Source organism: Sphingomonas sp. GlSt437 (assembly GCF_048015635.2).
Lineage (GTDB): Bacteria > Pseudomonadota > Alphaproteobacteria > Sphingomonadales > Sphingomonadaceae > Sphingomonas.
Genome location: NZ_JBPGYA010000003.1, coordinates 102,827 through 123,872, shown reverse-complemented (window position 1 = coordinate 123,872; position 21,046 = coordinate 102,827). Strand labels below are relative to the sequence as shown.

The following is a 21,046-nucleotide window of genomic DNA, read 5'->3' as shown; positions in this document are numbered from 1 at the left end:
GGATAAAGAAGTGGTTAATATCGGAACGGCCGTCACGGCTTTTGCGCACGCTTTGGCTAACGAAATCTTTGCCAAACCCGCTATAGTCGCCATGCCGTGGGGATTGGTCGAGGATCGAACAGGGTGGGGAGCGGAGACGTGCGGATGCGGGATCGCCATCTGAACAAGCGATTGGGATTGTTTGTGACTGTCGCGGCACTGACCGCCGTGCCCGCGCTGGCCGATGTGAAAGCCGGTGTCGATGCGTGGAGTCGCGGCGATTACAAGGCTGCGGTCGAGCAATGGCGGCCCGCGGCGATTGCCGGTGATCCCGATGCCCAGTTCGATCTCGGCCAGGCCTATAAGCTGGGGCGCGGTGTGCCGGTCGATCTGGTGCTGGCCGAACAATGGTATGGCAAGGCAGCGCTGCAGGGCCATGTCCAGGCAGAAGACAATTACGGCCTGACGTTGTTCCAGAACGGCAAGCGCGCCGAGGCGGTGCCGTGGCTCGAAAAATCGGCCGCGCGGGGCGAGGCGCGCGCGCAGCTGGTGCTCGGCACGATGCTGTTCAACGGCGACAATGTGAAGAAGGACTGGGTGCGCGCTTATGCGCTCGTCACCCGATCGAACGCATCCGGCCTGCCGCAAGCCGGGCCGACACTGGCGCAGATGGACAGCTACATCCCCGCCGATCTGCGCGAGCAGGGCGTCGAGCTCGCGCGGCAATATGAAGCCGGCGATGCGCAGCTTGCCAGCCAGACCGAAGTCGCCGGCCAGGCTTCGGCCGGGACGATCCGCCCGGCCGAGCTGCCGGCGTCGATCGCGGCGGATGGCGGGCCTGACAATGTCGAGCTTGCCAAGCCCAAGCCGGCGCCGCAACACGCGCCTAAGCCCCGCCAAACGCCGCCGCCGGTGCAGATTGCCGCCGCGGAGCCCAAGCCCCAGACCAAAGCGCCGCCTGTGCCTCGCCCCGAGCCGGCGCGCGTCGTCGGCAAGGGCTGGCGCTTCCAGGTCGGCGCTTTCCGTGACGAAGGCAATGCCAAGCGGCTGTGGCAGCAGTTGAATGCCCGTGTCGGCTCGGTCTCGGGCTTGCAGCCCTATTATGTCGCCGACCGAGGCCTGACCGGGCTGCAGATCGGCCCGCTTGCCTCACGCGCCGACGTGCTGCGGGTCTGTGCCGACGTCAAGGATCGCGTGCCCGGCACGCCCTGCGTCGTCATCGCGCCCTAATCGGTTCGCCAGTCGCGCCGCGCGATGCCTTGCGCGTAGAGGAGCGCGGCGAGATCGTTATGATCGATCCGTGCGTCGGCAGCCGCCGCGACGACGGGCTTGGCGTGATAGGCGACACCCAGGCCTGCCCGGCGGATCATCGCGAGATCATTGGCGCCATCGCCCACTGCCAGCGTCGCTTCGGCGGGGAGCGGGGTCTGCTCGATCGCGGCGAGCAGCGTCGCTTCCTTGGTGCCGGCATCGACGATCGGCTTGGCGACGGTGCCGTCGAGCTTGCCATCCACGATCATCAGCCGATTGGCGACGACGCGATCGAACCCGATCTCGCGGCCGACAGGTTCGGCGAAGCGGGTGAAGCCGCCCGACACCAGGATGGTCGTCCCGCCGCGCGCACGCATCGTGCACACCAGCTCGACCGCGCCGGGCATGATCCGTACCCGCTCGGCCAGGCACTGCTCGATGACGCTCTCGTCCAGCCCCTTGAGCAGCGCGACGCGCGCATCGAGCGCCTCGGCGAAATCGAGCTCGCCCCGCATCGCCCGCTCGGTGATCTCAGCGATCTGCGGCTTGATGCCGGCATAATCGGCCAGCTCGTCGATGCATTCGACGGTGATCATCGTCGAATCCATGTCGGCGATCAGCAGCCGCTTTGGCCTTCCGGCGAGCGATTGAACGACGACATCGACGCCGGCGAACGCGCCTTCCAGCGCCGTACGAGCCTCATGCGCGCCCAGGCCGAAGGCGATATCGGCCGCCACGCCCTCATCGATCCAGCCCTGCGCCGACGGCGCGCAGCCCGCCGCCGCCAGCCGATCCATCGCTTCGGATATTTGGCCCGCAGCCAGCTCATTCGCTGCTATCAGCGTGGCGATGAACATGCCTGCCCCTTCCGATCGGCCAATCGTCGCGCTCTTGGCAGGGCCGACCGCGAGCGGCAAGTCGGCAATCGCGCTGGCGCTCGCCGAGCAGACCGGCGGCGCGATCATCAATGCCGATGCAAGCCAGGTCTATGCCGATCTGCGCGTGCTGAGCGCACGACCGTCGGCGGCGGATGAAGTGCGGGCGCCGCACCGGCTGTTTGGGCATGTCGATGGCGCCGATACCGGCTATTCGGCGGCGCGCTGGGCCGCGGAGGCCAGGCAAGCGATTGCGGAGGCGCATGATGGCGGCAGCCTGCCGATCCTGGTCGGCGGCACGGGACTCTATCTGCGCACGCTGATCGACGGGATTGCGCCGGTCCCGGAGATCGATCCGGCGATCCGTGCCGAGGTGCGCGCGCTGCCCGTTGGCGAAGCCTACGCCGCGCTCGCTCGGCTCGATCCCGCCCAAGCCGCGCGGCTCAATCCCAGCGACACCACGCGCATCGCGCGCGCGCTCGAAGTGGTGCGATCGACCGGCCGCTCGATCGCCGACTGGCGGCGCGAGCGGGTCGGCGGGATCGGCGGCGACATCCGCCTCGTCGCGACCGTGCTGCTGCCGGCGCGCGACTGGCTCGATACGCGCATCGCGACGCGCAGCGAGGCGATGCTGGCGGGCGGGGCGATCGAGGAAGTGCGGGCGCTGCTCAGCCGCGCCGATATACCGGTCGATGCGCCCGTTCGCCGCGCCATCGGGGTGCGGGAGATTGCCGACCTGATCGCCGGGCACGCGACGCCGGCGGAGGCCACCGCCGCGATCACGCTTGCCACCCGCCAATATGCCAAGCGGCAATATACCTGGTTCCGCAACCAACCCGGTGCGGATTGGGCGCGAACGTCCGAAACAGATTCAATCAACATCACGACACAAATTGTTAGAAGATTACTCTTATAACGGTTGACCTGCATGAATCATGCGATTAGCAGCGCCGCTCCGGCAATGCTATTGCACTGCGGCATGGGAGCGACGTGATGGTCGAGAAGAGTGGAGCCGATATCCTGATCGAGGCGCTGTGCGATCTCGGCGTGGACGTCGTGTTCGGCTATCCCGGCGGCGCGGTGCTGCCCATCTATGACGCGCTGTTCCGCTCAGGGAAGATCAAGCACATCCTCGTTCGCCATGAGCAGGCCGCGACGCACGCGGCCGAGGGCTATGCGCGCTCGACCGGCAAGCCCGGCGTCGTCCTCGTCACCTCGGGCCCCGGCGCGACGAATGCGGTCACCGGCATCACCGACGCGCTGATGGATTCGATCCCGATGGTCGTCATCACCGGTCAGGTCGCGACGCACCTGATCGGCTCGGACGCGTTCCAGGAAGCCGACACCGTCGGCATTACGCGCCACTGCACCAAGCATAATTATCTGGTGAAGGACCCGGCCCGGCTTGGCCCGATCATCCATGAGGCGTTCCACATCGCGACCTCGGGCCGCCCCGGTCCAGTCGTGGTCGATATCCCCAAGGACGTGCAGGTCGCGACCGCGCGCTACACCAAGCCCGGCGCGATCAAGCACAAGACCTATCGCCCGCAAGTGAAGGCCGACCAGAAGCTGATCGAAGCGGCGGTCGAGATGCTGGCGGCCGCCGAGCGCCCGATCCTCTACACCGGCGGCGGCATCATCAACGCGGGTCCTGCCGCCAGCCAATTGCTGCGCGAACTCGCTCGCATCACCGGCGCGCCGGTCACCTCGACGTTGATGGGCCTGGGCGCTTTCCCGGCGAGCGGCCCGCAATGGCTCGGCATGCTCGGGATGCACGGCACCTATGAAGCCAATTGGGCGATGAACCAAGCCGACCTCATCCTCTGCCTCGGCGCGCGGTTCGATGATCGCGTGACGGGCCGGCTCGATGCCTTCGCGCCCAACGCGCGCAAAATCCATGTCGATATCGACCGGTCGAGCATCAATAAGACGGTGCGCGTCGATCTCGGCATTGTCGGCGATGTCGGCCATGCGATCGAGGATATGGTCCGCATCTGGAAAGCGCGGCACCACCCCAAGCCCGACCTCAAAGCCTGGTGGGCACGGATCGACGAATGGCGCGGCAAGCGCAGCCTGGAATTCGACGACAGCGCCGACGTCATCATGCCGCAGCGCGCCATCCAGGCGCTGTGGGACGCGACGCATGACCGCCATCCCATCATCACCACCGAAGTCGGCCAGCACCAGATGTGGGCGGCGCAGCATTTCCAATTCGAGGCGCCCAACAAATGGCTGACCTCGGGCGGCCTGGGTACGATGGGCTATGGCCTGCCCGCCGCGATCGGCGCGCAGCTCGGCAACCCCAAGGCGCTCGTCATCGATATCGCCGGCGAGGCGAGCATCCAGATGAACATTCAGGAGCTCGGCACCGCGACGCAATATCGCTTGCCGGTCAAGATCTTCATCCTCAACAACGAATATATGGGGATGGTGCGCCAGTGGCAGGAACTGACCTATGCCAGCCGCTATGCCGAAAGCTATTCGGACGCGCTGCCCGATTTCGTGAAACTGGCTGAGGCTTATGGGTGGAAAGGCGTGCTGATCGAGCGGCCCGACCAGCTCGATAGCGGCATTGCCGACATGCTCGCGCATGACGGCCCGGTGATGGTCGATTGCCGCGTCGCCAAGCTCGCCAATTGCTTCCCGATGATCCCGAGCGGCGCGGCGCACACCGACATGATCCTGTCACCGGCGCAAGTGAAGGGCGAGCTGGACGACGAAGCGAAGGCGCTGGTGTGACACAGGACTGTTTGGAAATCCGGGACGCGACGCGCGACGACGTGGAGGGCATTCGCGTGCTCGCGGTCGAGAATGGCATGTTCCCGGGCGAGATGCTCGACGACATGATCGCGCCCTATTTCGCCGGGGCGGATGAGCTGTGGTTCGTTGTCGGCGATGGGCCCGCTGGCGTCGCCTATGCCGTGCCCGAAAAGCTGACCAACGGCACCTGGAACCAGCTGATGATCGCGGTCGCGCCCGATCAGCATGGCAAGGGCCTGGGTCGGCGGCTGATGCGCCATCTCGAACAGGTGCTGGCCGAGCGTGGCGAGCGCATGATCATCGTCGATACCTCAGGCACCGATGCGTTCGAGGCGACGCGCGGCTTTTACCGGGCGATCGGCTATGAGCAGGTCGCCTGCATCCCCGATTTCTGGGATACCGGCGACGACAAGATCACCTTTCGCCGCCTGATCGCCCGCTGATGCATATCCGCCCCGAAGCCATCGAACGGCATACCCTCGCCGTCATCGTCGATAACGAGCCCGGCATTCTGGCGCGGATCGCCGGCCTGTTCACCGCGCGCGGCTATAATATCGAGAGCCTGACGGTGAGCGAGATCAGCGATGACGATGCGGTGAGCCGCATCACCATCGTCACCTCGGCGAGCCCGCCGGTGCTCGAGCAGATTGTGGCACAGCTCGATCGGCTGGTGCCGGTGCACAAGGTGACCGACCTCACCGTCGCCGGCCCGCATGTCGAGCGCGAGCTGGCGCTGGTGAAGGTGGCGGGCACCGGCGACCGGCGGATCGAGGCGATGCGGCTGGCCGAAGTCTATCGCGGCCGCGTGGTCGACGCGACGATCGAAAGCTTCATCTTCGAGGTGACCGGCGTGACCGAGAAGATCGACAAATTCGTCGAGCTGATGCGCGAGGTGGGGCTGGTCGAAGTCGCGCGCACCGGCATCGTCGCGATGTCGCGGGGGAAGGACGCGGGGTAATACCGAACACCCCTCTCCCCTTGCGGGAGAGGGATACGCAGACTTGGCGGCTCAGCCGCCTAGTCGAAGTTGGGTGAGGGGTAAGCGGTCGCATCGCGACCGTGCGGCGCAAAGCGCCGCTCACCCTCTCCAAGCTACGCTAGCCAGCAAGCTGGCAAGCTTCGCTATCCTCTCCCATCAAGGGAGAGGGAACAGGAAGGAACGACATAGATGCGCGTATATTACGATCGCGACGCCGATCTGAAGCTGATCACGGGCAAGAAGATCGCGATCATCGGCTATGGCAGCCAGGGCCATGCCCATGCGCAGAATCTGCGCGATTCGGGCGTGGCGGAAGTTGCGATCGCGCTGCGCCCCGGCTCGGCAACCGCCGCCAAGGCCGAGGCCGCCGGCTTCAAGGTGCTGTCGAACAGCGACGCGGCTGCCTGGGCCGACATCATCATGATGCTCGCGCCTGACGAGCATCAGGCGGCGATCTGGAACGACGACCTGAAGGGCAAGATGAAGCCCGGCGCCGCGCTGGCCTTCGCGCATGGCCTGAACGTCCATTTCGGGCTGATCGAGCCGCCGGCCGATATCGACGTCATCATGATCGCGCCCAAGGGCCCCGGCCACACGGTGCGCTCCGAATATCTGCGCGGCGGAGGCGTGCCGTGCCTGATCGCCATCCACCAGGACGCGAGCGGCAACGCGCATGACGTGGCGCTGGCCTATGCGAGCGGCGTCGGCGGCGGCCGCAGCGGCATCATCGAGACCAATTTCCGCGAGGAATGCGAGACCGATCTGTTCGGCGAGCAGGCGGTGCTGTGCGGCGGCGTCACACACCTCATCCAGGCGGGCTTCGAGACATTGGTCGAGGCCGGCTACGCGCCCGAAATGGCCTATTTCGAGTGCCTCCACGAAGTGAAGCTGATCGTCGACCTGATCTATGAAGGCGGCATCGCTAATATGCGTTATTCGATCAGCAACACCGCCGAATATGGCGACATTACCACCGGCCCGCGCATCATCACCGACGCGACCAAGGCGGAGATGAAGCGCGTGCTCGCCGACATCCAGTCGGGCCGTTTCGTCAGCAAATTCGTGACCGAAAACCGCGCCGGCCAGCCGGAATTGAAGGCTGCCCGCAAGGCCGCGGCTGCCCACCAGATCGAGCAGGTGGGATCGGAACTGCGCGCGATGATGCCGTGGATCGGCGCCAACAAGCTGGTGGATAAGGCGAAGAACTGAGCAGCGGACACGATGATTAGTGCATCATCGGAAGCGCATCGTTTCCGCTGCTGCGCTTGTGATACCCGCAAGACATCACAATGATTGTCGCACCGTCAACAACAAGGGTTTCGTCATGCGACTAATTGCTCCGCTGCTTCTCGCGCTTGCCGCCGCTCCGGCGCTGGCCCAGCAACTACCGACCGAAGCACCCGGCAAGCCTGACCCGGCACGCGCCGTGTCGGGAAGCTACAAACTCGATCCGGGTCATAGCCAGGTGGTCTTCACCGTTACCCATTTCGGCTTCAGCGACTATATCGGCCAGTTCCGGGAGCCGACGGGCACGCTGGTGCTGGACGCCAAGGCACCGGCAAAATCGAAGGTCGACGTGACCTTCCAGATCGCCAAAGTCGGCACCACCGTGGCGGCGCTCGACGCACATTTGCAAAAGCCGGAATTTTTCGACGCGGAGAAATTCCCGACCGCGACCTTTGTCTCGACGACGATCACGACGCACGGCAATCAGGCGCTGATTTCCGGCAACCTGACGATCAAGGGCATCACCAAGCCGGTGGTGCTGCACGCGCGCCTGGTCGGCGCGGGGATCAATCCCTTCACCAAAAAGCCGGCGGTCGGCTTTGCCGCGACCACGACGATACGCCGAAGCGATTTTGGCGTAGCCTATGGTATCCCGCTCGTCACCGATAAGGTCGACCTGACGATAAACGCGGCATTCGACGCGGAATGAACCCCCTCGCCGTGCACCGCGCGGGTCATGCGGTGCACGGCGATCCAAGCTTGGACTGGACAGTGACGGCATCAAGCGGATAGGCTCCTCATCATGATCGAGTGCACCCTGCTCCTTTCGCTGCGACTTACGCGCCCTTAGGCGCCACTCCCGCGCGCGGCCTCAAGCGGTCGCGGCGACCCGCCTAAGGGCCGACCGACCCGAAGCCATCACCGCCCGCAGCGAGACCCGCCGATGCTCACCGACCCGTCGACCAAATACCGCCCCTTCCCGCCCATCGACTTGCCCGACCGGCAATGGCCGAGCCGGACGATCACCCGCCCGCCGCGCTGGCTCTCCACCGATATGCGCGACGGCAACCAGGCGCTGATCGACCCGATGGACAGCGAGAAGAAACAGCGCTTTTTCGACCTACTGGTGAAAGTCGGCCTCAAGGAAATCGAGGTCGGCTTCCCGAGCGCCGGCGCGACCGAGTTCGACTTCATCTCGGGCTTAGTCCGATCGGGCCGCATCCCCGACGATGTGACGGTGCAGGTGCTGACCCAGTCGCGGCGCGACCTGATCGAGACGAGCTTCGAGTCCTTGCGCGGCGCCAAGCGCGCGATCGTCCATCTCTACAACGCGGTCAGCCCGGCTTGGCGCAAGATCGTGTTCGGCATGACCCGCGACGAGGTCCGCCAGATCGCCATCGACGGCGCCAAAATCCTGCGCGACCAGGCCGCGGCCCAGCCCGACACCGACTGGCATTTCGAGTATAGCCCCGAGACTTTCTCCACCGCCGAGCTCGATTTCTCGATCGAGGTGTGTGCGGCGGTGATGGAGGTGCTGCAACCGACCGCCGAGAAGCCGATCATCTTCAACCTGCCCGCAACGGTCGAAGCGGCGATGCCCAATATCTATGCCGACCAGATCGAATATTTCGGCCGCCACATCCCCAACCGCGACCGCTGCGTCATCAGCCTGCACACCCACAACGATCGCGGCACCGGCGTCGCCGCGTCGGAGCTTGGCCTGCTCGCCGGTGCGGACCGCGTCGAGGGCTGCCTGTTCGGCAATGGCGAGCGGACCGGCAATGTCGACTTGGTGACGCTGGCGCTCAACATGTACACGCAAGGCCTTCATCCGGGCCTCGATTTCTCGGATATCGATGCGGTGATCAACACCGTTACCTATTGCAACGCGCTCCCCGTCCACCCGCGCCATCCCTATGCGGGCGAGCTGGTGTTCACGGCATTCTCGGGCAGCCATCAGGACGCGATCAAAAAGGGTTTCGCGGCGCAGGAAGCCAAGAACGACGACCTGTGGGAAGTCCCTTATCTCCCCATCGACCCCGCCGATTTGGGTCGCAGCTACGAAGCCGTCATCCGCGTCAACTCGCAGTCGGGCAAGGGCGGCGTCGCCTGGGTGATCGAGCAGGACAAGGGGCTGAAGCTGCCCAAGCGGCTCCAGGCGGATTTCAGCCGCCACGTCCAGCGGCTCGCCGACGAGACGAGCCGTGAGCTGAATGCGGACGATATCTGGGGCCTGTTCGAGAGCACTTACCTCCCCTCGCCCGCCGACCGCTTCATGCTGGTCGATTATGAGGAAAGCGGCACCGTGGGCAACCGCGTGTTCGTCGGCAAGGTGACGATCGACGGCGAGACACGGTCGATCTCCGGGCGCGGCAATGGGCTGATTTCGGGCGTCATCGCGGCGCTGGCGGACTCGACCGGACCGAACTTGAGCGTCGTCGATTATTCGGAGCACGCGATTGGCGTGGGCACGGACGTGCAGGCCGCCGCTTATGTCGAATGCCGGGCGGGTGACGGGCGGACGGTGTTTGGTATAGGGATCGACGCGGACGTGGCGACCGCGAGTGTGCGCGCGGTGTTGAGCGCGGCGAATAGGGCTTGAGGCACTGACAACGGCATCATTTGATGCTATATATCGTGCCTCATGCGGGAGAGGTGACATGCGAACCACGGTTGCCCTGGACGACGACCTCGTCGCCAAGGCGCAGGCTCTTAGTGGCCTGACCGAAAAATCGTCTTTGATCAAAGAGGCCTTGAAGGCCCTGATCGAACGCGAAAGCGCTTATCGTTTGGCGCGCCTCGGCGGTTCGGAGCCCACGCTCGTCGCCGCGCCGCGTCGGCGGCCCGATGCGGCATGATATTGGTCGATACGTCGGTTTGGATTGATCACTTTCGCATCGGCGATCCGGTCTTATCGAGCCTGTTGATGGAGCAACAGGTGCTTGGTCACGCATTCGTGGTCGGCGAGCTGGCGCTGGGCAGCATCGGTCAACGCGATGCCGTGCTGGGCAATTTGCGGGATTTACCCCAAGCACTGGTGGCGGGCGATGAAGAGGTTCAACTGCTCATCGAACGGCGCGCGCTGTTTGGCCTGGGCATTGGCTATATCGATGCCCATTTGCTGGCCGCGACATTGCTCACCATCGGCGCTCGTCTTTGGACGAGGGACAAGCGATTGCGGGAAGTAGCGATCCGATTGGGGGTGGATGCAACCATCGACCATATATCAGGTGGCTGAGCTGCGCGCCTACCTTCTTCGCACCACCTCGCACCCGATCCGCGCGTCGGGGTAGATATCCGGCTTCATCGTCGCCACGCGGACGCCCGCCACGCGCGTATCGACCAGCGCCAGCGCCGCGATCGCGTCGCAGAGGGTTTCCTGCAGCTCGAAGTGGCGGCTGGCAACCAGCTTCAGGATTTCGGCGCGCAGGAAATCATAATCGACCACCGCATCGATGCGGTCCTCAGGCGGATGCGCGCCGTAATTGCAGTGGAGATCGACGTTGATCAGCACGCGCTGCGGGCCGGCGCGCTCGGGCGGGTGGATGCCCAGGCTCGCTTGCACTTCGAGCGCGTCGAGCCGGACGACATAGGTCGCGAGCGAGGCGGAGGGCGTGAAGACCGAGCCGAAATCAGCCATCGGCGCGGCTCCCCAGGGCATTTTGGCGTGTGGCGAACATCACGTCGCTGTCGCGGGTGATGAAACGCTGGCCGCAATCGACGAAGACATTCTGGCCAGTGATGCTCGGGCAGGTGAGCAGCCACTCGACGCTGGCGGCGATATCCTCGACCGCGACCGGGCGCCGGAGCAGATTGTCGTGCGCCACCGCCGCGAATTCGGCTTCGGTCTGGTCGTGGCTGGTCATGGTGAGGCCCGGCGAGACCGCATTCACCCGCACGCGCGGCGCGAGCGCCTGGGCGAGCATCACCGTCGCGCTTTCCAGCGCCGATTTGCTGAGCGTGTAGCTGAAGAAATCGGGGTTCGGATTGGCGAGCTTCTGATCGAGAATGTTGACGACCGCGCCATCCGCCAGCCCGTCCTGACGTGCCAGCGCGGTCGCCAGCGCAATCGGGCCGGCGAGATTGGTGTGAATCATCTGGTCGAGCAGCGCGGGGCTCTCCCCCGGCGGGCGATCGAAATCGAACAGCGACGCGCAATTGACGAGGCCATCGACCACGCCGCCCGCCGCCTCGCGCGCTGCCGCGAAGATGGCGCCGGTTTCCGCTTCCGTCGCCAGATCACCCGCGACGAGATCGACCTTGCCGCCCGCCGCGCGCCACGCCGCCGCCGTCGCCTCCGCCTCATCGCGCGAGTGATGATAATGGAGCAACACATGGTGGCCGCCCTGCGCCAGCCGCGCGCCGATCGCGGCGCCGATCCGCCGCGCGGCGCCGGTCACGAGGATAGTCATCGGCATGGATGTCGCGGCCCCCGTCGCGGTGCTCAGCCTTCCAGCCCCATCAGCGACAGCACTTCCTTGCGGCTGCGCTCGTCATCGCGGAACACGCCCATCATCCGGCTGGTGCGCATCGAGACGCCGGGCGTACGGACGCCCCGCGCGGTCATGCAGGCGTGGCTCGCCTCGATCACCACGGCGACGCCCTGGGGCTTCAGATTGTCCCAGATGCAGTTCGCGACTTCCGCGGTCAGCCGCTCCTGCACCTGCAGCCGCCGCGCATAAGCGTTGAGGACGCGGGCGAGCTTGGAAATGCCGACGACCCAGTTGGATGGCAGGTACGCGATGTGCGCCTTGCCGATGATCGGCGCCATATGGTGCTCGCAATGCGACTGGAACGGGATGTCCTTCAAGAGCACGATCTCGTCATAGCCCCCGACTTCCTCGAACACGCGAGCGAGGTGCTGGGCGGGATCATCGTCATAGCCCTGGCAATATTCCTTCCACGCGCGAGCGACGCGCTGGGGGGTGTCGAGCAGGCCTTCGCGGCTGGGATCGTCCCCCGCCCAGCGAATCAAAGTGCGCACCGCCTCGGCCACCTCTTCGGGCACCGGCAGCTTGCCATCCGGCAATTTGGGCAGCGGCGCAGGCTCGGGCCGCGACACCGGATCAACATCCGCCATTGAAACTTTCCTTCGTTTTCTTCGAGACGGACGCTACGGCAACCGGCGTTTCGTACCGAAATCTGTCACAATGAGTGTCTCATTTGCGCCACAAGCGCACAATACCGCTATTTTCACTAAGGCTCGACCATTGACGCGCGAATCTGGGGAGCGCTATCGTCAAGCGCAATAGTTTCGTCATTCAGCATGGATCCGGCATACCGGACGCTGGTTCAGGAGGGGTTAGACATGAAGAAATTTGATTTGCTCGCGGCATCGGCCATTGCGCTTCTTGCCGCCTCGCCCGCTTATGCGAAGACCGACACGACGCCGGCACCGGCCGATCAGGGTGGGGCAGCCGATCCTCAGGCGAACGGGTCGGGCGCCGAGCAGGGCGACATCATCGTCACCGCGACCAAGCGCGAACAGACGCTGCAGGACACGCCGATCTCGGTGGCCGTCACGTCGGCAGCGACGGTGGAGCGCGCGCAGATCCGCGACCTGATCGATCTGCAGACCGTCGTCCCCTCGCTCAAGGTCGGCCAGCTGCAAAGCTCGGCCAACACCAACTTCATCATCCGCGGCTTCGGCAACGGCGCGAACAATATCGGCATCGAACCGTCGGTCGGTGTGTTCATCGACGGCGTGTACCGGTCGCGCTCGGCCGCGCAGATCGCCGACTTGCCCAACATCCAGCGCGTCGAAGTGCTGCGTGGCCCGCAGTCGACCCTGTTCGGCAAGAACGCGTCGGCCGGTATCATCAGCATCGTGACGGAAAAGCCCCAGTTCCGCTTCGGCGGCAATCTGGAAGCGAGCTACGGCAACTATAACGCCTTCGTCATCAAGGGCAGCGTCACTGGCCCGATTACCGACACGCTCGCCTTCAGCCTGGCGGGCAATTACAACCGCCGCGACGGCTACGCCACTTATGTCAACCTCGGCATCAAGGGTAACAACCGCAACCGCTATGGCGGCCGCGCGCAGCTGCTTTATCAACCGAGCTCGGACCTGAGTGTCCGGATCATCGGCGATTACGACCGGATCGACGAAATCTGCTGCACCGTCGCGACGCTTTTTGCCGGGCCGACCACCCCCGCCATCTTCGGCGTGGGCGGCGCGCTGGTCCCCAACCAGCCCAACTCGTACAACAGCTATGCCAACTTCCCGTCGACCAACAAGATCGACAACTGGGGCATTTCGGGCCAGGTCGATTATAAGTTCCACAACAATCTGGCGCTGACCAGCATCACCGCCTATCGTGGTGTCGACAGCCTGACCAACCAGGACTCGGACTTCACGAGTGCTGACAATATCGGGTCGAACATCAACAAGAGCAAAATCCGCACCTTCACTCAGGAATTGCGGCTTGCGTCGAACTTTGACGGTATCTTCAACTTTCTGCTCGGCGGCTTCTACTTCAACGAGAAGATCACGACCGATGCGCAGCTGACGTTCGGCAAGGACTTCAAGACCTATGCCAATCTGTTGAGCGGCGGCGCCTATAGCGGCAACGAAGCGTTGATCCGCGCACTTGCCGGCTTGCCGGCGGCGACGCCGACCACTGCTTTCGGCAGCCAGGGCCAAGGCCGGTTCGAGCATTATAACTATGCCAACGACGCCTTCTCGTTCTTCGCCCAAGCCGATCTCGAGCCGGTTCGCGGCCTGAAGATCACCGGTGGCCTCAACTTCACCGACGACAGCAAGCAGGTGGCGACCAACGATTTCACCACCGATGTGTTCTCGACCATCGATCTGGTTCAGGTCGGCGCCAATGCCGGTATCCCCGGTGCCATCCCGCTGCCGAGCGGAACGATTTACCCGCGCACCCGGGCTTGCACGGCCGGCGCGCCGGTCGGGACCTGCAACCCGTTCCTCGGCCTCCAGCCGCTGCAGTTCCTGCCGCCGTTCCTGAACTATCCGAACGCGGTTGAATCGGGCCACACGCACGACACCAACGTGTCGTACACGGCGCGGATTTCGTACAAGTTCGATCGCCACATCAACGGCTATTTCACTTACGCGACCGGCTTCAAGGCATCGTCGTTCAACCTGTCGTTCGACAGCCGTCCGTTCGCGACCGACTTCATTCCGGGTTCGCCCGCACAGGTGCCGGCGCCGGCGCCGTCCGCGATCCGCACCGCCGGCCTCGCGGTTGCCAATCTGACGACCGGCACGCGCTATGCGGGCCCGGAAAAGGCGACCGTCTATGAAGTCGGCGTCAAGGGTTCTTGGCAGGGCTTTGCCTTCAACCTCGCGGTCTTCAAGCAGATCCTGAACGGCTTCCAGGGCAATGTGTTCATCGGCACCGGCTTCGTGCTCAGCAACGCGCAGCAGGAATCGACCCGCGGCTTCGAACTCGACGGCAGCTTGTCGCCGAGCAAGAACCTGAACTTCACCGCCGCGTTGACGTATCTCGACCCGAGATACGACTCCTACACGGGTGGTTCGGCGTTCAATCCGGCGACCAACAATGTCGTCCCGGTTGATCTGTCAGGGGCACGCCCGTCGGGCATTTCGACCTGGTCGATTTCGGTCGGCTCGACCTACACGGTGCCGCTTGCCAACAACAACGCGTTCGTTTTCCACGTCGATTACGATTACAACAGCCCCTACGTGATTGCGCAGGGCCTGCCCTACAAGGCCGAAATTGAATCGCTCAACGCGTCGATCGCGTTCGATCTCACCAAGCGGTTCGAATTCACCGTATGGGGCCGCAACATCACTCACCCGCAGTACAACCCGGTCATCTTCCCGGGTGTCGCGCAGTCGGGCACGCTGTCGGCTTATCCGGCACCGCCGGCGACCTATGGTGGCTCGATCCGCTTCAAATTCTAAGTCGCGGTCGCACTGGCCAATTCAAAAGCCCCTTCCGGCTCGATCCGGGAGGGGTTTTTGCTTGGACGGCTACCCCCGCAATTCCACCGAATTTTCATCGCCCGGATCGACTGTTAGGCGTGACAAGTCTGTGAAGGCGGCGCAATAGAGGGGAATCGCCCAAGGGGGGCGTGGTAATTTGTTCCATCGGCGGCATGCCGATAATCAGTGGAGGATATATGGCCAAGGCAGCAACCAAGACCGGCGGCATCTTCGCACCGGTGCAACCGTCGGCGGAGCTGGGCGCGATCGTCGGCAATGACAAGCTGCCGCGTAGCGAAGTCATCAGCAAGGTGTGGGATTACATCAAGCAGCACAACCTGCAGAACCCCGCCAACAAGCGCGAAATCCTGGCCGATGCCAAGCTCGAAAAGGTCTTCGGCAAGAAGTCGGTGACGATGTTCGAAATGAACAAGCACATTGCTGCGCATCTGAAGGCGTAAGCCCACGCGCCGCGTTCGCGCGGATGCATAGACGGCCCGGCCGGCACGCGTTGCTCATCCAAGCAACGCAGCGCTCGCCGGGCCGAACTGTGTCTGGTAGATTGGGCAGAGAAGCTGGCGCGATCCGAGCAAGCAGATGGTGCCCTCGAGAGGATTCGAACCTCCGACCTGCGGTTTAGGAAACCGTCGCTCTATCCTGCTGAGCTACGAGGGCACGGGCGTTCGACTATCCCGCGCCCGCGCGACGGTCAATGCAGGGCTTCGGGCGGCACCACGGGCACAAGCAGCGGCGCGACGCCGATGCCTTCCCCGACCAACGCCTGCGCTTCGCTGAGCGTCGCTTCGCCGTGGATCGGGCGTTCGGGCTCATCACCGACATGGATCGCCCGCGCCGTATCGGCAAAAGCACCGCCGACCCATTGCGATTTTTCGAGCAGCTTGGCTTGCACGGCGGCGATCTGGGCGAGGACTTCGCGCGGGATGGTCGGGCCCGGCGCGCCCGATCCGTTGTGCGCAGTGGGTGGCGATGCCGGTAGCTGATTACCCTTGGCGCCGACGCGCGGGGCCATCACTGCCTTGTCGACCTCGGTGCCGCCGCAGATCGGGCAGGCAATGAGGGCGCGGTCGCGTTGCTCGCCATAATCGGCCGAGGAGCGGAACCACGCTTCGAAGACATGCCCATCGCCGCAGCGGAGATCGAAGACGATCATGCCACTACCTCGACTGGCGGGATCGGCCGGCGATGCGAGATGACCGGGATGCGGGCGCGGACATCGACGACACGCGCGGGGTCGATATCGGCGAACCCGATGCCGGGTGCCTCGCCCATGTCGAGGAGAACCTCGCCCCAGGGATCGATGACGAGCGAATGGCCATAGGTCGCGCGGCCATCCTCATGCTCGCCGGTCTGCGCCGCGGCGATGACGAACGCCCCGGCCTCGATCGCGCGCGCGCGCAGCAACGTATGCCAATGCGCCGCGCCGGTGGGTCGCGTGAACGCGGCGGGCACCGCCAGCACGGTGGCACCCGCGTTGCTCAGCGCGGCGTAAAGCCCGGCGAAGCGCAGATCATAGCAGACCGACAGCCCGAGCCGCCCGACCGGCGTATCGACCGCGACCGCCCCTTCCCCCGGCGCATAGACCGCGCTTTCGCGCCAGCTTTCGCCGGTCGGCAGATCGACGTCGAACAGGTGCAGCTTGTCATAGCGCGCGCGGATTTCGCCCTTGTCGTCGATGACAAAGCCGCGATTGGCGAAGCGGCCATCGTCGCGCTTGAGCGCCAGCGAGCCGAGATGCACCCAGATGCCGGCCGCTGCGGCTGCCTGACGCGCCGCCGCCAGCGACACGTCGTCGCTCTCGGCGCGCACCGATGCTGCCGCGCGCGCGCGATCGCGATCGACCAGGCCCGACATTTCCGGCGTGAACAGCATCGCCGCGCCGCCTGCCGCGGCTTCTTCCACCCCGCGCGCCAGCCGGTCCGCATTGGCGGCGGGATCGATCCCGCTCGTCATCTGCAGGATCGCGATTTTCATGCGGCGAGCAGCTGGTCGAGCTTGCCCTCGGCATCGAGCATGGCGAGATCGTCCGATCCGCCGATATGCGCGCCATCGATGAAGATTTGCGGCACCGTAGTCGCTCCGGGTGCGCGATCGAGCATCTCGACGCGCTTGGGGCCGCCCAAGGTGATGTCATATTCTTCGGGCGTGACACCCTTCGAAGACAGCAAGCGCATCGCGCGCGTGCAATAGGGACAGAACGCCTTGGTGTAGATTTCGACCCGTGCCATGCGCCGACAGGTGTGGCGCGCAGGGGCAATTGTCAATGATCGGTCACATTGCCTTGCTCTCGTCAAGCACCCGCGCCCAGCACAGGATGGTGACTTTGGCGGCGCCCGCGCGGAGCAGCGCGGCGGTGCAGGCGTCCCCCGTGGCGCCGGTGGTGTGGACATCATCTACAAGTACGACCGACTTGCCCTTGAGCACCGCGCCGGCGCCCGGGCGAGCCTTGAACACGCCTTTCACTGCCTTGGCGCGCTGGCGGCGGCCCAGCCCTTTCAACGCCGGCGTCGCGCGGGTGCGGAGCAGGGCATCGCGCTCCACTGCGACGCCGCTTTGGCGCGACACCATCTCGGCGATGAGCAGCGCCTGGTTGAACCCCCGGCTCCACAGCCGCCAGCGGTGGAGCGGCACGGGGACGAGCAGATCGGCATCTGCCGGCACCAATCGCGCCATATGCCGCGCCATCGTTTCGGCAAGCGCCAGCCGGCGGCTGTATTTGAGGCGCAGCGCGACCCGGCGGGCGATATCGCCATAGGCAACCGCCGCGCGCACGCCGGCGTGGCGCGGGGCAGAGCGCTGGCAATCGGCGCAACGGGCATTGGCACCGCGATCATGGCTGAACGGCACGCCGCAGCCCGCGCACCAGGGCGGGCCGAGAAAGCGCAGCGACTGGAAGCAAGCCGCGCAGAAGCGATGCGCTTCCCCCGTCACCGCGCCGCAGCCCGGGCAGCGCGGCGGCAGCGCGAGATCGACGATCCGGGTCAAGGGTTTGAGCGCGGCGATCACCGGCCCCTTGTCGCTCCCCGCGTCGCACGGCACAAGCGCGCGCGTGGACAGCCCCGACATCTTCGATCGCCACGCCCGGCGCTTGCGCCGCGACCGCGCCGCGCCGCGATTTGCGCGCGCCGATTACCTGCGCACCGCGATGGTGGACGGCGTGCTCGAGCGGCTCGCGGTGGTTACGCGCGACTTTGCCGATGCGCTGGAAGTGGGATGCTTCGACGTGCCGATGGCGTTGCCCGCGCCCCACATTGTCCGCACCGATGCCGGCGCGCGCTTTGCCGCGATGGTCGGCGGATTGGCCGTCGATGAGGACCGCTTGCCGTTCGCGCCCGGCAGCTTCGATCTCGTCGTCTCGGCAGGCGTGCTCGACAGCGTCGGCGATCTGCCCGGGGCGCTGGCACAGATCCGGCGGGTGCTGCGACCCGATGGCTTGTTTCTGGCCGCGTTCGTTGGCGGCTCGTCCTTATCAACGCTGCGCCGCGTATTGATCGAAGCCGAGGCCCCCCGCGCCGCGGCGCGCGTCCACCCGATGGTCGACGTCCGCGCGGCCGGCGACTTGCTCGTCCGCGCCGGCTTTGGGCTGCCGGTCGCGGCGGTCGAGACGATCACCGTGCGCTATTCGAGCTTGTTCGCGCTGCTTGCCGATCTGCGCGACATGGGCGCGAGCAACGTCATGCCCGGCCGCGTGCCGCTGCGCCGCGAGACGCTCGCCCGCGCGACCGAGCTGTTCGCCGACGCCGCGGATGCCGACGGCAAGACCACCGAGCGATTCGATATCGTCTATTTGACCGGCTGGGCGCCCTCGCCTTCGCAGCCCAAGCCGGCGCGGCGCGGCAGCGCGACGGCGTCGCTCGCCGATGCGTTGAAGCCCGGCCGCTAGATCAGCGCTTCGAGCAGGCCGATCAACGGCACATCGGCGGGCGGCATGTCGAGCCCGTACATCTCGACCGGCCGCACCCATTTCAGCGCATCGGCATCGAGCGCTTGCGGCGTCCCCTGCCATTTGCGCGCGATATACAGCAGCAAGAGCAGATTCCGATCGCCCAGCGTCGCGCTGGCAAAGGTCGCCGGCGCCAGGCACGCGGCAGGCACGGTGATGCCCAGTTCCTCGTGCAGTTCCCGAATCAGCGCGGCCTCGGGCGTTTCGCCTTGTTCGACCTTGCCGCCGGGAAATTCCCACAGCCCCGCCATGGCCTTGCCCGGCGGACGGCGCTGGACGAGGACACGGCCATCGCGATCCACCAACGCCGCCGCGACGACAAAAACCATCGGCTTTTCAGCGATCGGCGGCTCGGCATTTGCCATTGATTAACCTCAGTCGGTCTAGATTTGATCAGGTGGGCAATGAGATAGGGTGGTAATGCGGCGTCCGTTGCGAAACCTGATTGCCAATAAGCGTGGTGCAACGGCTGTTGAATATGGCCTGATTGTCTCGTTGATCGTCATCGCCATGGTCGCGTCTTTGGTTAATCTTGCGAACACCACGATCACGTTGTGGAACAACGTCAGCACCAAGGTGCAGACCGCCGGAAATTGATCAAAACGGCCCGCCAAATTTAAACCTTTCTCAACCTCCGCCGCGTAATCCTCTCCTCGCTGGTCCGGTATCGCCGGTTCAGCCGGGTGACTGAAGACGAATTTATCGGAGACCGGACATGAAGACCATTCGCAAGTTCATCAAGAACAACAAGGGCGCCACCGCGATCGAATACGGCCTGATCGCCGCTCTGATCGCCGTTGCCGCGATCACCGCGATGTCGAGCCTGGGCAACCAGCTCAAGACGACCTTCTCGAACGTCACGAGCAACATGAAGGCGTCGTAAGACCCTTTGTTGATCGGTTGAATAGGCGGGGGCGGCGAAGCAATTTGCCGCCCCTGTTTATTGGGGGAATTATGTGATGATATATTGTCTGCTCAAGCTGCTCCGCGAGCGGCGGGGCGCGACCGCGATCGAATACGGCCTGATCGCCTCGCTGATTGCGGTGGCAGCCATCAGTTCGATGTCGACATTGGGCAACAAGCTGCGAACAACATTTTCCAACGTTCAGAGCAACATGAAGGCCAGCTGAGCGGGCTTGGCGCTTAGAGCCGACCCATCGTCAGGAATTTCTGGGCGCGATCCTTGCGGAGCTGGTCGGCGGGCAATCCTGCCAGATCGACCAGCGCGCGATCGAGCGCGTCGCCGAGCGCACGGATCGCCGCGGCAGGATCGCGATGCGCGCCGCCGACGGGCTCGCTGACGATCGTATCGATCACACCGAGCGCCTTCAGGTCCTGCGCGGTCACTTTCATCGCCTCGGCAGCGTCCGCCGCGCGCTCTGCGGTGCGCCACAGGATCGAGGCGCAACCCTCAGGCGAAATCACCGAATAGACGGCGTGTTCGAACATCAGCACGCGATTGCCGGTCGCCAGCGCCACCGCGCCGCCCGATCCACCCTCGCCGACCACCGCGGCGACCAGCGGCACGCCAAGCGACAAGCACGTCTCGGTCGACCGCGCAATGGCTTCGGCCTGGCCGCGCTCTTCCGCCTGCACGCCGGGGAAAGCGCCCGAGGTATCGACCAACGTCACTACCGGCAGCCCGAAGCGATCGGCCAATTCCATCAGCCGGATCGCCTTGCGATAGCCCTCGGGCTTGCCCATGCCGAAATTGTGGCGGAGGCGGCTGGACGTATCGTCGCCCTTTTCATGGCCGATCACCAGCACGCGCCGCCCGCGGAACCGGGCGAGCCCGCCCAAAATCGCCTGGTCATCGGCAAAAGCGCGATCACCGGCGAGCGGCATGAAATCATCGAACAGCGCCGCGACATAATGTTTGAAGTGCGGGCGATCGGGATGGCGGGCGACTTGCGTCTTCTGCCACGGCGTCAAACGGGCATAAGTGTCGCGGAGCAGTTTGTCGGACTTGGCCTGCAGCCGGCCCACTTCGGCCTGGATGTCGATCGCGCCGTCCACCATCGTCTCGCGCAATTCATCGATGCGCGCCTGAAGCTCGGCGATCGGTTTTTCGAAATCGAGGAAACTGGCCATAGAGGCGC

General features: G+C 65.0%; 26 protein-coding genes and 1 tRNA gene. 16 read left to right on the top strand and 11 right to left on the bottom strand.

Annotation, left to right across the window (positions count from 1 at the left end):
* Positions 1–183: 183 nt before the first annotated feature.
* On the top strand, positions 184–1,209 hold the full coding sequence (locus tag ACLB0R_RS14525) for an SPOR domain-containing protein (protein WP_416644070.1): 1,026 nt from the start codon (positions 184–186) through the stop codon (positions 1,207–1,209).
* Here ACLB0R_RS14525 and serB read toward each other — a convergent pair.
* A complete protein-coding gene (gene serB, locus ACLB0R_RS14520; RefSeq protein WP_416644069.1) occupies positions 1,206–2,087 on the bottom strand; it encodes a phosphoserine phosphatase SerB in 882 nt (293 codons plus the stop codon). The two genes, ACLB0R_RS14525 and serB, sit on opposite strands and share 4 nt — an antisense overlap.
* On the opposite strand from serB, the gene miaA reads away from it, so the two are divergent.
* The 9 genes from miaA (at position 2,086) to ACLB0R_RS14475 (ending at position 10,309) form a co-directional block, all read left to right on the top strand.
* Complete coding sequence (gene miaA / locus ACLB0R_RS14515; RefSeq protein WP_416644068.1) at positions 2,086–3,021, top strand: tRNA (adenosine(37)-N6)-dimethylallyltransferase MiaA; 936 nt, start codon at positions 2,086–2,088, stop codon at positions 3,019–3,021. The two genes, serB and miaA, sit on opposite strands and share 2 nt — an antisense overlap.
* Before the next feature lie 77 nt (positions 3,022–3,098).
* A complete protein-coding gene (locus ACLB0R_RS14510) occupies positions 3,099–4,844 on the top strand; it encodes an acetolactate synthase 3 large subunit (RefSeq protein WP_416644067.1) in 1,746 nt (581 codons plus the stop codon).
* The gene (locus tag ACLB0R_RS14505) at positions 4,841–5,308 is read left to right on the top strand and encodes a GNAT family N-acetyltransferase (RefSeq protein WP_416644066.1); all 468 of its coding nucleotides are present in this window, start codon (positions 4,841–4,843) and stop codon (positions 5,306–5,308) included. Before ACLB0R_RS14510 ends, ACLB0R_RS14505 begins: the two co-directional genes overlap by 4 nt.
* On the top strand, positions 5,308–5,823 hold the full coding sequence (ilvN, locus tag ACLB0R_RS14500) for an acetolactate synthase small subunit (protein ID WP_416644065.1): 516 nt from the start codon (positions 5,308–5,310) through the stop codon (positions 5,821–5,823). Before ACLB0R_RS14505 ends, ilvN begins: the two co-directional genes overlap by 1 nt.
* A 210-nt stretch (positions 5,824–6,033) precedes the next feature.
* Positions 6,034–7,053: a ketol-acid reductoisomerase gene (gene ilvC / locus ACLB0R_RS14495; protein ID WP_416644064.1), complete on the top strand. Its 1,020-nt coding sequence runs from the start codon at positions 6,034–6,036 to the stop codon at positions 7,051–7,053.
* A 115-nt stretch (positions 7,054–7,168) separates the two neighbouring features.
* Positions 7,169–7,780 (top strand): YceI family protein, encoded by a 612-nt coding sequence (locus tag ACLB0R_RS14490; protein WP_416644063.1) that lies wholly within the window; start codon positions 7,169–7,171, stop codon positions 7,778–7,780.
* Positions 7,781–8,014: 234 nt separating this feature from the next.
* Positions 8,015–9,673, top strand: a complete 1,659-nt coding sequence (gene leuA, locus ACLB0R_RS14485) for a 2-isopropylmalate synthase (protein ID WP_416644062.1) — start codon at positions 8,015–8,017, stop codon at positions 9,671–9,673.
* Between the two features lie 58 nt (positions 9,674–9,731).
* Positions 9,732–9,929, top strand: coding sequence for a type II toxin-antitoxin system VapB family antitoxin (locus ACLB0R_RS14480; protein ID WP_416644061.1), 198 nt, complete (start codon positions 9,732–9,734; stop codon positions 9,927–9,929).
* Complete coding sequence (locus ACLB0R_RS14475; protein WP_416644060.1) at positions 9,926–10,309, top strand: type II toxin-antitoxin system VapC family toxin; 384 nt, start codon at positions 9,926–9,928, stop codon at positions 10,307–10,309. The genes ACLB0R_RS14480 and ACLB0R_RS14475 overlap by 4 nt, the downstream gene beginning before the upstream one ends.
* Before the next feature lie 9 nt (positions 10,310–10,318).
* Here ACLB0R_RS14475 and ACLB0R_RS14470 read toward each other — a convergent pair whose 3' ends face one another.
* Genes ACLB0R_RS14470 through folE form a run of 3 tightly spaced genes read right to left on the bottom strand, consistent with a single transcriptional unit; the run spans position 10,319 to position 12,151 of the window.
* The gene (locus tag ACLB0R_RS14470) at positions 10,319–10,711 is read right to left on the bottom strand and encodes a dihydroneopterin aldolase (RefSeq protein WP_416644059.1); all 393 of its coding nucleotides are present in this window, start codon (positions 10,709–10,711) and stop codon (positions 10,319–10,321) included.
* Complete coding sequence (locus tag ACLB0R_RS14465; protein WP_416644058.1) at positions 10,704–11,489, bottom strand: SDR family oxidoreductase; 786 nt, start codon at positions 11,487–11,489, stop codon at positions 10,704–10,706. Before ACLB0R_RS14465 ends, ACLB0R_RS14470 begins: the two co-directional genes overlap by 8 nt.
* A 26-nt stretch (positions 11,490–11,515) precedes the next feature.
* Positions 11,516–12,151 carry a GTP cyclohydrolase I FolE gene (folE, locus tag ACLB0R_RS14460; protein ID WP_416644057.1) on the bottom strand — a complete coding sequence of 212 codons (636 nt, stop codon included), beginning with the start codon at positions 12,149–12,151 and terminating at the stop codon, positions 11,516–11,518.
* 228 nt (positions 12,152–12,379) lie between these two features.
* Between folE and ACLB0R_RS14455 the strand changes: the two genes are divergently transcribed.
* Together ACLB0R_RS14455 and ACLB0R_RS14450 are read left to right on the top strand one after the other, a co-directional pair.
* Complete coding sequence (locus ACLB0R_RS14455) at positions 12,380–14,965, top strand: TonB-dependent receptor (protein WP_416644056.1); 2,586 nt, start codon at positions 12,380–12,382, stop codon at positions 14,963–14,965.
* A gap of 218 nt (positions 14,966–15,183) precedes the next feature.
* A complete protein-coding gene (locus ACLB0R_RS14450; RefSeq protein WP_416644055.1) occupies positions 15,184–15,447 on the top strand; it encodes an SWIB/MDM2 domain-containing protein in 264 nt (87 codons plus the stop codon).
* A gap of 137 nt (positions 15,448–15,584) precedes the next feature.
* On the opposite strand, the gene ACLB0R_RS14445 is transcribed toward ACLB0R_RS14450, so the two are convergent.
* The 5 genes from ACLB0R_RS14445 to ACLB0R_RS14425 all read right to left on the bottom strand — a co-directional run bounded on the left by ACLB0R_RS14445 (position 15,585) and on the right by ACLB0R_RS14425 (position 18,070).
* Positions 15,585–15,661 (bottom strand) — tRNA-Arg (locus tag ACLB0R_RS14445).
* Positions 15,662–15,695: 34 nt separating this feature from the next.
* Complete coding sequence (locus ACLB0R_RS14440; protein WP_416644054.1) at positions 15,696–16,157, bottom strand: DUF1178 family protein; 462 nt, start codon at positions 16,155–16,157, stop codon at positions 15,696–15,698.
* Positions 16,154–16,978: a carbon-nitrogen hydrolase family protein gene (locus tag ACLB0R_RS14435; RefSeq protein WP_416644053.1), complete on the bottom strand. Its 825-nt coding sequence runs from the start codon at positions 16,976–16,978 to the stop codon at positions 16,154–16,156. The genes ACLB0R_RS14440 and ACLB0R_RS14435 overlap by 4 nt, the downstream gene beginning before the upstream one ends.
* Complete coding sequence (gene grxC / locus ACLB0R_RS14430) at positions 16,975–17,232, bottom strand: glutaredoxin 3 (RefSeq protein WP_416644052.1); 258 nt, start codon at positions 17,230–17,232, stop codon at positions 16,975–16,977. Before grxC ends, ACLB0R_RS14435 begins: the two co-directional genes overlap by 4 nt.
* A gap of 43 nt (positions 17,233–17,275) precedes the next feature.
* The gene (locus ACLB0R_RS14425; RefSeq protein ID WP_416644051.1) at positions 17,276–18,070 is read right to left on the bottom strand and encodes a ComF family protein; all 795 of its coding nucleotides are present in this window, start codon (positions 18,068–18,070) and stop codon (positions 17,276–17,278) included.
* On the opposite strand from ACLB0R_RS14425, the gene ACLB0R_RS14420 reads away from it, so the two are divergent.
* Complete coding sequence (locus tag ACLB0R_RS14420) at positions 18,054–18,887, top strand: class I SAM-dependent methyltransferase (RefSeq protein WP_416644050.1); 834 nt, start codon at positions 18,054–18,056, stop codon at positions 18,885–18,887. The two genes, ACLB0R_RS14425 and ACLB0R_RS14420, sit on opposite strands and share 17 nt — an antisense overlap.
* Here ACLB0R_RS14420 and ACLB0R_RS14415 read toward each other — a convergent pair.
* Complete coding sequence (locus ACLB0R_RS14415) at positions 18,884–19,312, bottom strand: (deoxy)nucleoside triphosphate pyrophosphohydrolase (protein ID WP_416644049.1); 429 nt, start codon at positions 19,310–19,312, stop codon at positions 18,884–18,886. The two genes, ACLB0R_RS14420 and ACLB0R_RS14415, sit on opposite strands and share 4 nt — an antisense overlap.
* Before the next feature lie 55 nt (positions 19,313–19,367).
* Here ACLB0R_RS14415 and ACLB0R_RS14410 point away from each other — a divergent pair, with 55 nt between their 5' ends.
* From ACLB0R_RS14410 to ACLB0R_RS14400, 3 genes are all read left to right on the top strand, one after another.
* Positions 19,368–19,544 (top strand): Flp family type IVb pilin, encoded by a 177-nt coding sequence (locus ACLB0R_RS14410; protein WP_416644048.1) that lies wholly within the window; start codon positions 19,368–19,370, stop codon positions 19,542–19,544.
* Positions 19,545–19,662: 118 nt separating this feature from the next.
* Entirely contained in the window at positions 19,663–19,830 is a 168-nt protein-coding gene (locus ACLB0R_RS14405) for a Flp family type IVb pilin (protein WP_416644047.1), read from the top strand.
* Between the two features lie 76 nt (positions 19,831–19,906).
* On the top strand, positions 19,907–20,077 hold the full coding sequence (locus ACLB0R_RS14400) for a Flp family type IVb pilin (RefSeq protein WP_416644388.1): 171 nt from the start codon (positions 19,907–19,909) through the stop codon (positions 20,075–20,077).
* 13 nt (positions 20,078–20,090) lie between these two features.
* Here ACLB0R_RS14400 and ACLB0R_RS14395 read toward each other — a convergent pair whose 3' ends face one another.
* Complete coding sequence (locus tag ACLB0R_RS14395; RefSeq protein WP_416644046.1) at positions 20,091–21,038, bottom strand: acetyl-CoA carboxylase carboxyltransferase subunit alpha; 948 nt, start codon at positions 21,036–21,038, stop codon at positions 20,091–20,093.
* Positions 21,039–21,046 lie beyond the last annotated feature (8 nt).

What these genes read in the sequence shown, in the direction of transcription:
- ACLB0R_RS14400 (WP_416644388.1), top strand. Translation starts at nt 19,907, where the DNA reads ATGATATATTGTCTGCTCAAGCTGCTCCGCGAGCGGCGGGGCGCGACC.
- ilvC (WP_416644064.1), top strand. Translation starts at nt 6,034, where the DNA reads ATGCGCGTATATTACGATCGCGACGCCGATCTGAAGCTGATCACGGGC.
- serB (WP_416644069.1), bottom strand. Translation starts at nt 2,087, where the DNA reads ATGTTCATCGCCACGCTGATAGCAGCGAATGAGCTGGCTGCGGGCCAA.
- grxC (WP_416644052.1), bottom strand. Translation starts at nt 17,232, where the DNA reads ATGGCACGGGTCGAAATCTACACCAAGGCGTTCTGTCCCTATTGCACG.
- ACLB0R_RS14465 (WP_416644058.1), bottom strand. Translation starts at nt 11,489, where the DNA reads ATGCCGATGACTATCCTCGTGACCGGCGCCGCGCGGCGGATCGGCGCC.
- ACLB0R_RS14425 (WP_416644051.1), bottom strand. Translation starts at nt 18,070, where the DNA reads ATGTCGGGGCTGTCCACGCGCGCGCTTGTGCCGTGCGACGCGGGGAGC.
- ACLB0R_RS14490 (WP_416644063.1), top strand. Translation starts at nt 7,169, where the DNA reads ATGCGACTAATTGCTCCGCTGCTTCTCGCGCTTGCCGCCGCTCCGGCG.
- ACLB0R_RS14475 (WP_416644060.1), top strand. Translation starts at nt 9,926, where the DNA reads ATGATATTGGTCGATACGTCGGTTTGGATTGATCACTTTCGCATCGGC.
- folE (WP_416644057.1), bottom strand. Translation starts at nt 12,151, where the DNA reads ATGGCGGATGTTGATCCGGTGTCGCGGCCCGAGCCTGCGCCGCTGCCC.
- leuA (WP_416644062.1), top strand. Translation starts at nt 8,015, where the DNA reads ATGCTCACCGACCCGTCGACCAAATACCGCCCCTTCCCGCCCATCGAC.
- ACLB0R_RS14395 (WP_416644046.1), bottom strand. Translation starts at nt 21,038, where the DNA reads ATGGCCAGTTTCCTCGATTTCGAAAAACCGATCGCCGAGCTTCAGGCG.
- ACLB0R_RS14415 (WP_416644049.1), bottom strand. Translation starts at nt 19,312, where the DNA reads ATGGCAAATGCCGAGCCGCCGATCGCTGAAAAGCCGATGGTTTTTGTC.
- ACLB0R_RS14440 (WP_416644054.1), bottom strand. Translation starts at nt 16,157, where the DNA reads ATGATCGTCTTCGATCTCCGCTGCGGCGATGGGCATGTCTTCGAAGCG.
- ACLB0R_RS14480 (WP_416644061.1), top strand. Translation starts at nt 9,732, where the DNA reads ATGCGAACCACGGTTGCCCTGGACGACGACCTCGTCGCCAAGGCGCAG.
- ACLB0R_RS14455 (WP_416644056.1), top strand. Translation starts at nt 12,380, where the DNA reads ATGAAGAAATTTGATTTGCTCGCGGCATCGGCCATTGCGCTTCTTGCC.
- miaA (WP_416644068.1), top strand. Translation starts at nt 2,086, where the DNA reads ATGCCTGCCCCTTCCGATCGGCCAATCGTCGCGCTCTTGGCAGGGCCG.
- ACLB0R_RS14470 (WP_416644059.1), bottom strand. Translation starts at nt 10,711, where the DNA reads ATGGCTGATTTCGGCTCGGTCTTCACGCCCTCCGCCTCGCTCGCGACC.
- ACLB0R_RS14450 (WP_416644055.1), top strand. Translation starts at nt 15,184, where the DNA reads ATGGCCAAGGCAGCAACCAAGACCGGCGGCATCTTCGCACCGGTGCAA.
- ilvN (WP_416644065.1), top strand. Translation starts at nt 5,308, where the DNA reads ATGCATATCCGCCCCGAAGCCATCGAACGGCATACCCTCGCCGTCATC.
- ACLB0R_RS14405 (WP_416644047.1), top strand. Translation starts at nt 19,663, where the DNA reads ATGAAGACCATTCGCAAGTTCATCAAGAACAACAAGGGCGCCACCGCG.
- ACLB0R_RS14510 (WP_416644067.1), top strand. Translation starts at nt 3,099, where the DNA reads ATGGTCGAGAAGAGTGGAGCCGATATCCTGATCGAGGCGCTGTGCGAT.
- ACLB0R_RS14410 (WP_416644048.1), top strand. Translation starts at nt 19,368, where the DNA reads ATGCGGCGTCCGTTGCGAAACCTGATTGCCAATAAGCGTGGTGCAACG.
- ACLB0R_RS14435 (WP_416644053.1), bottom strand. Translation starts at nt 16,978, where the DNA reads ATGAAAATCGCGATCCTGCAGATGACGAGCGGGATCGATCCCGCCGCC.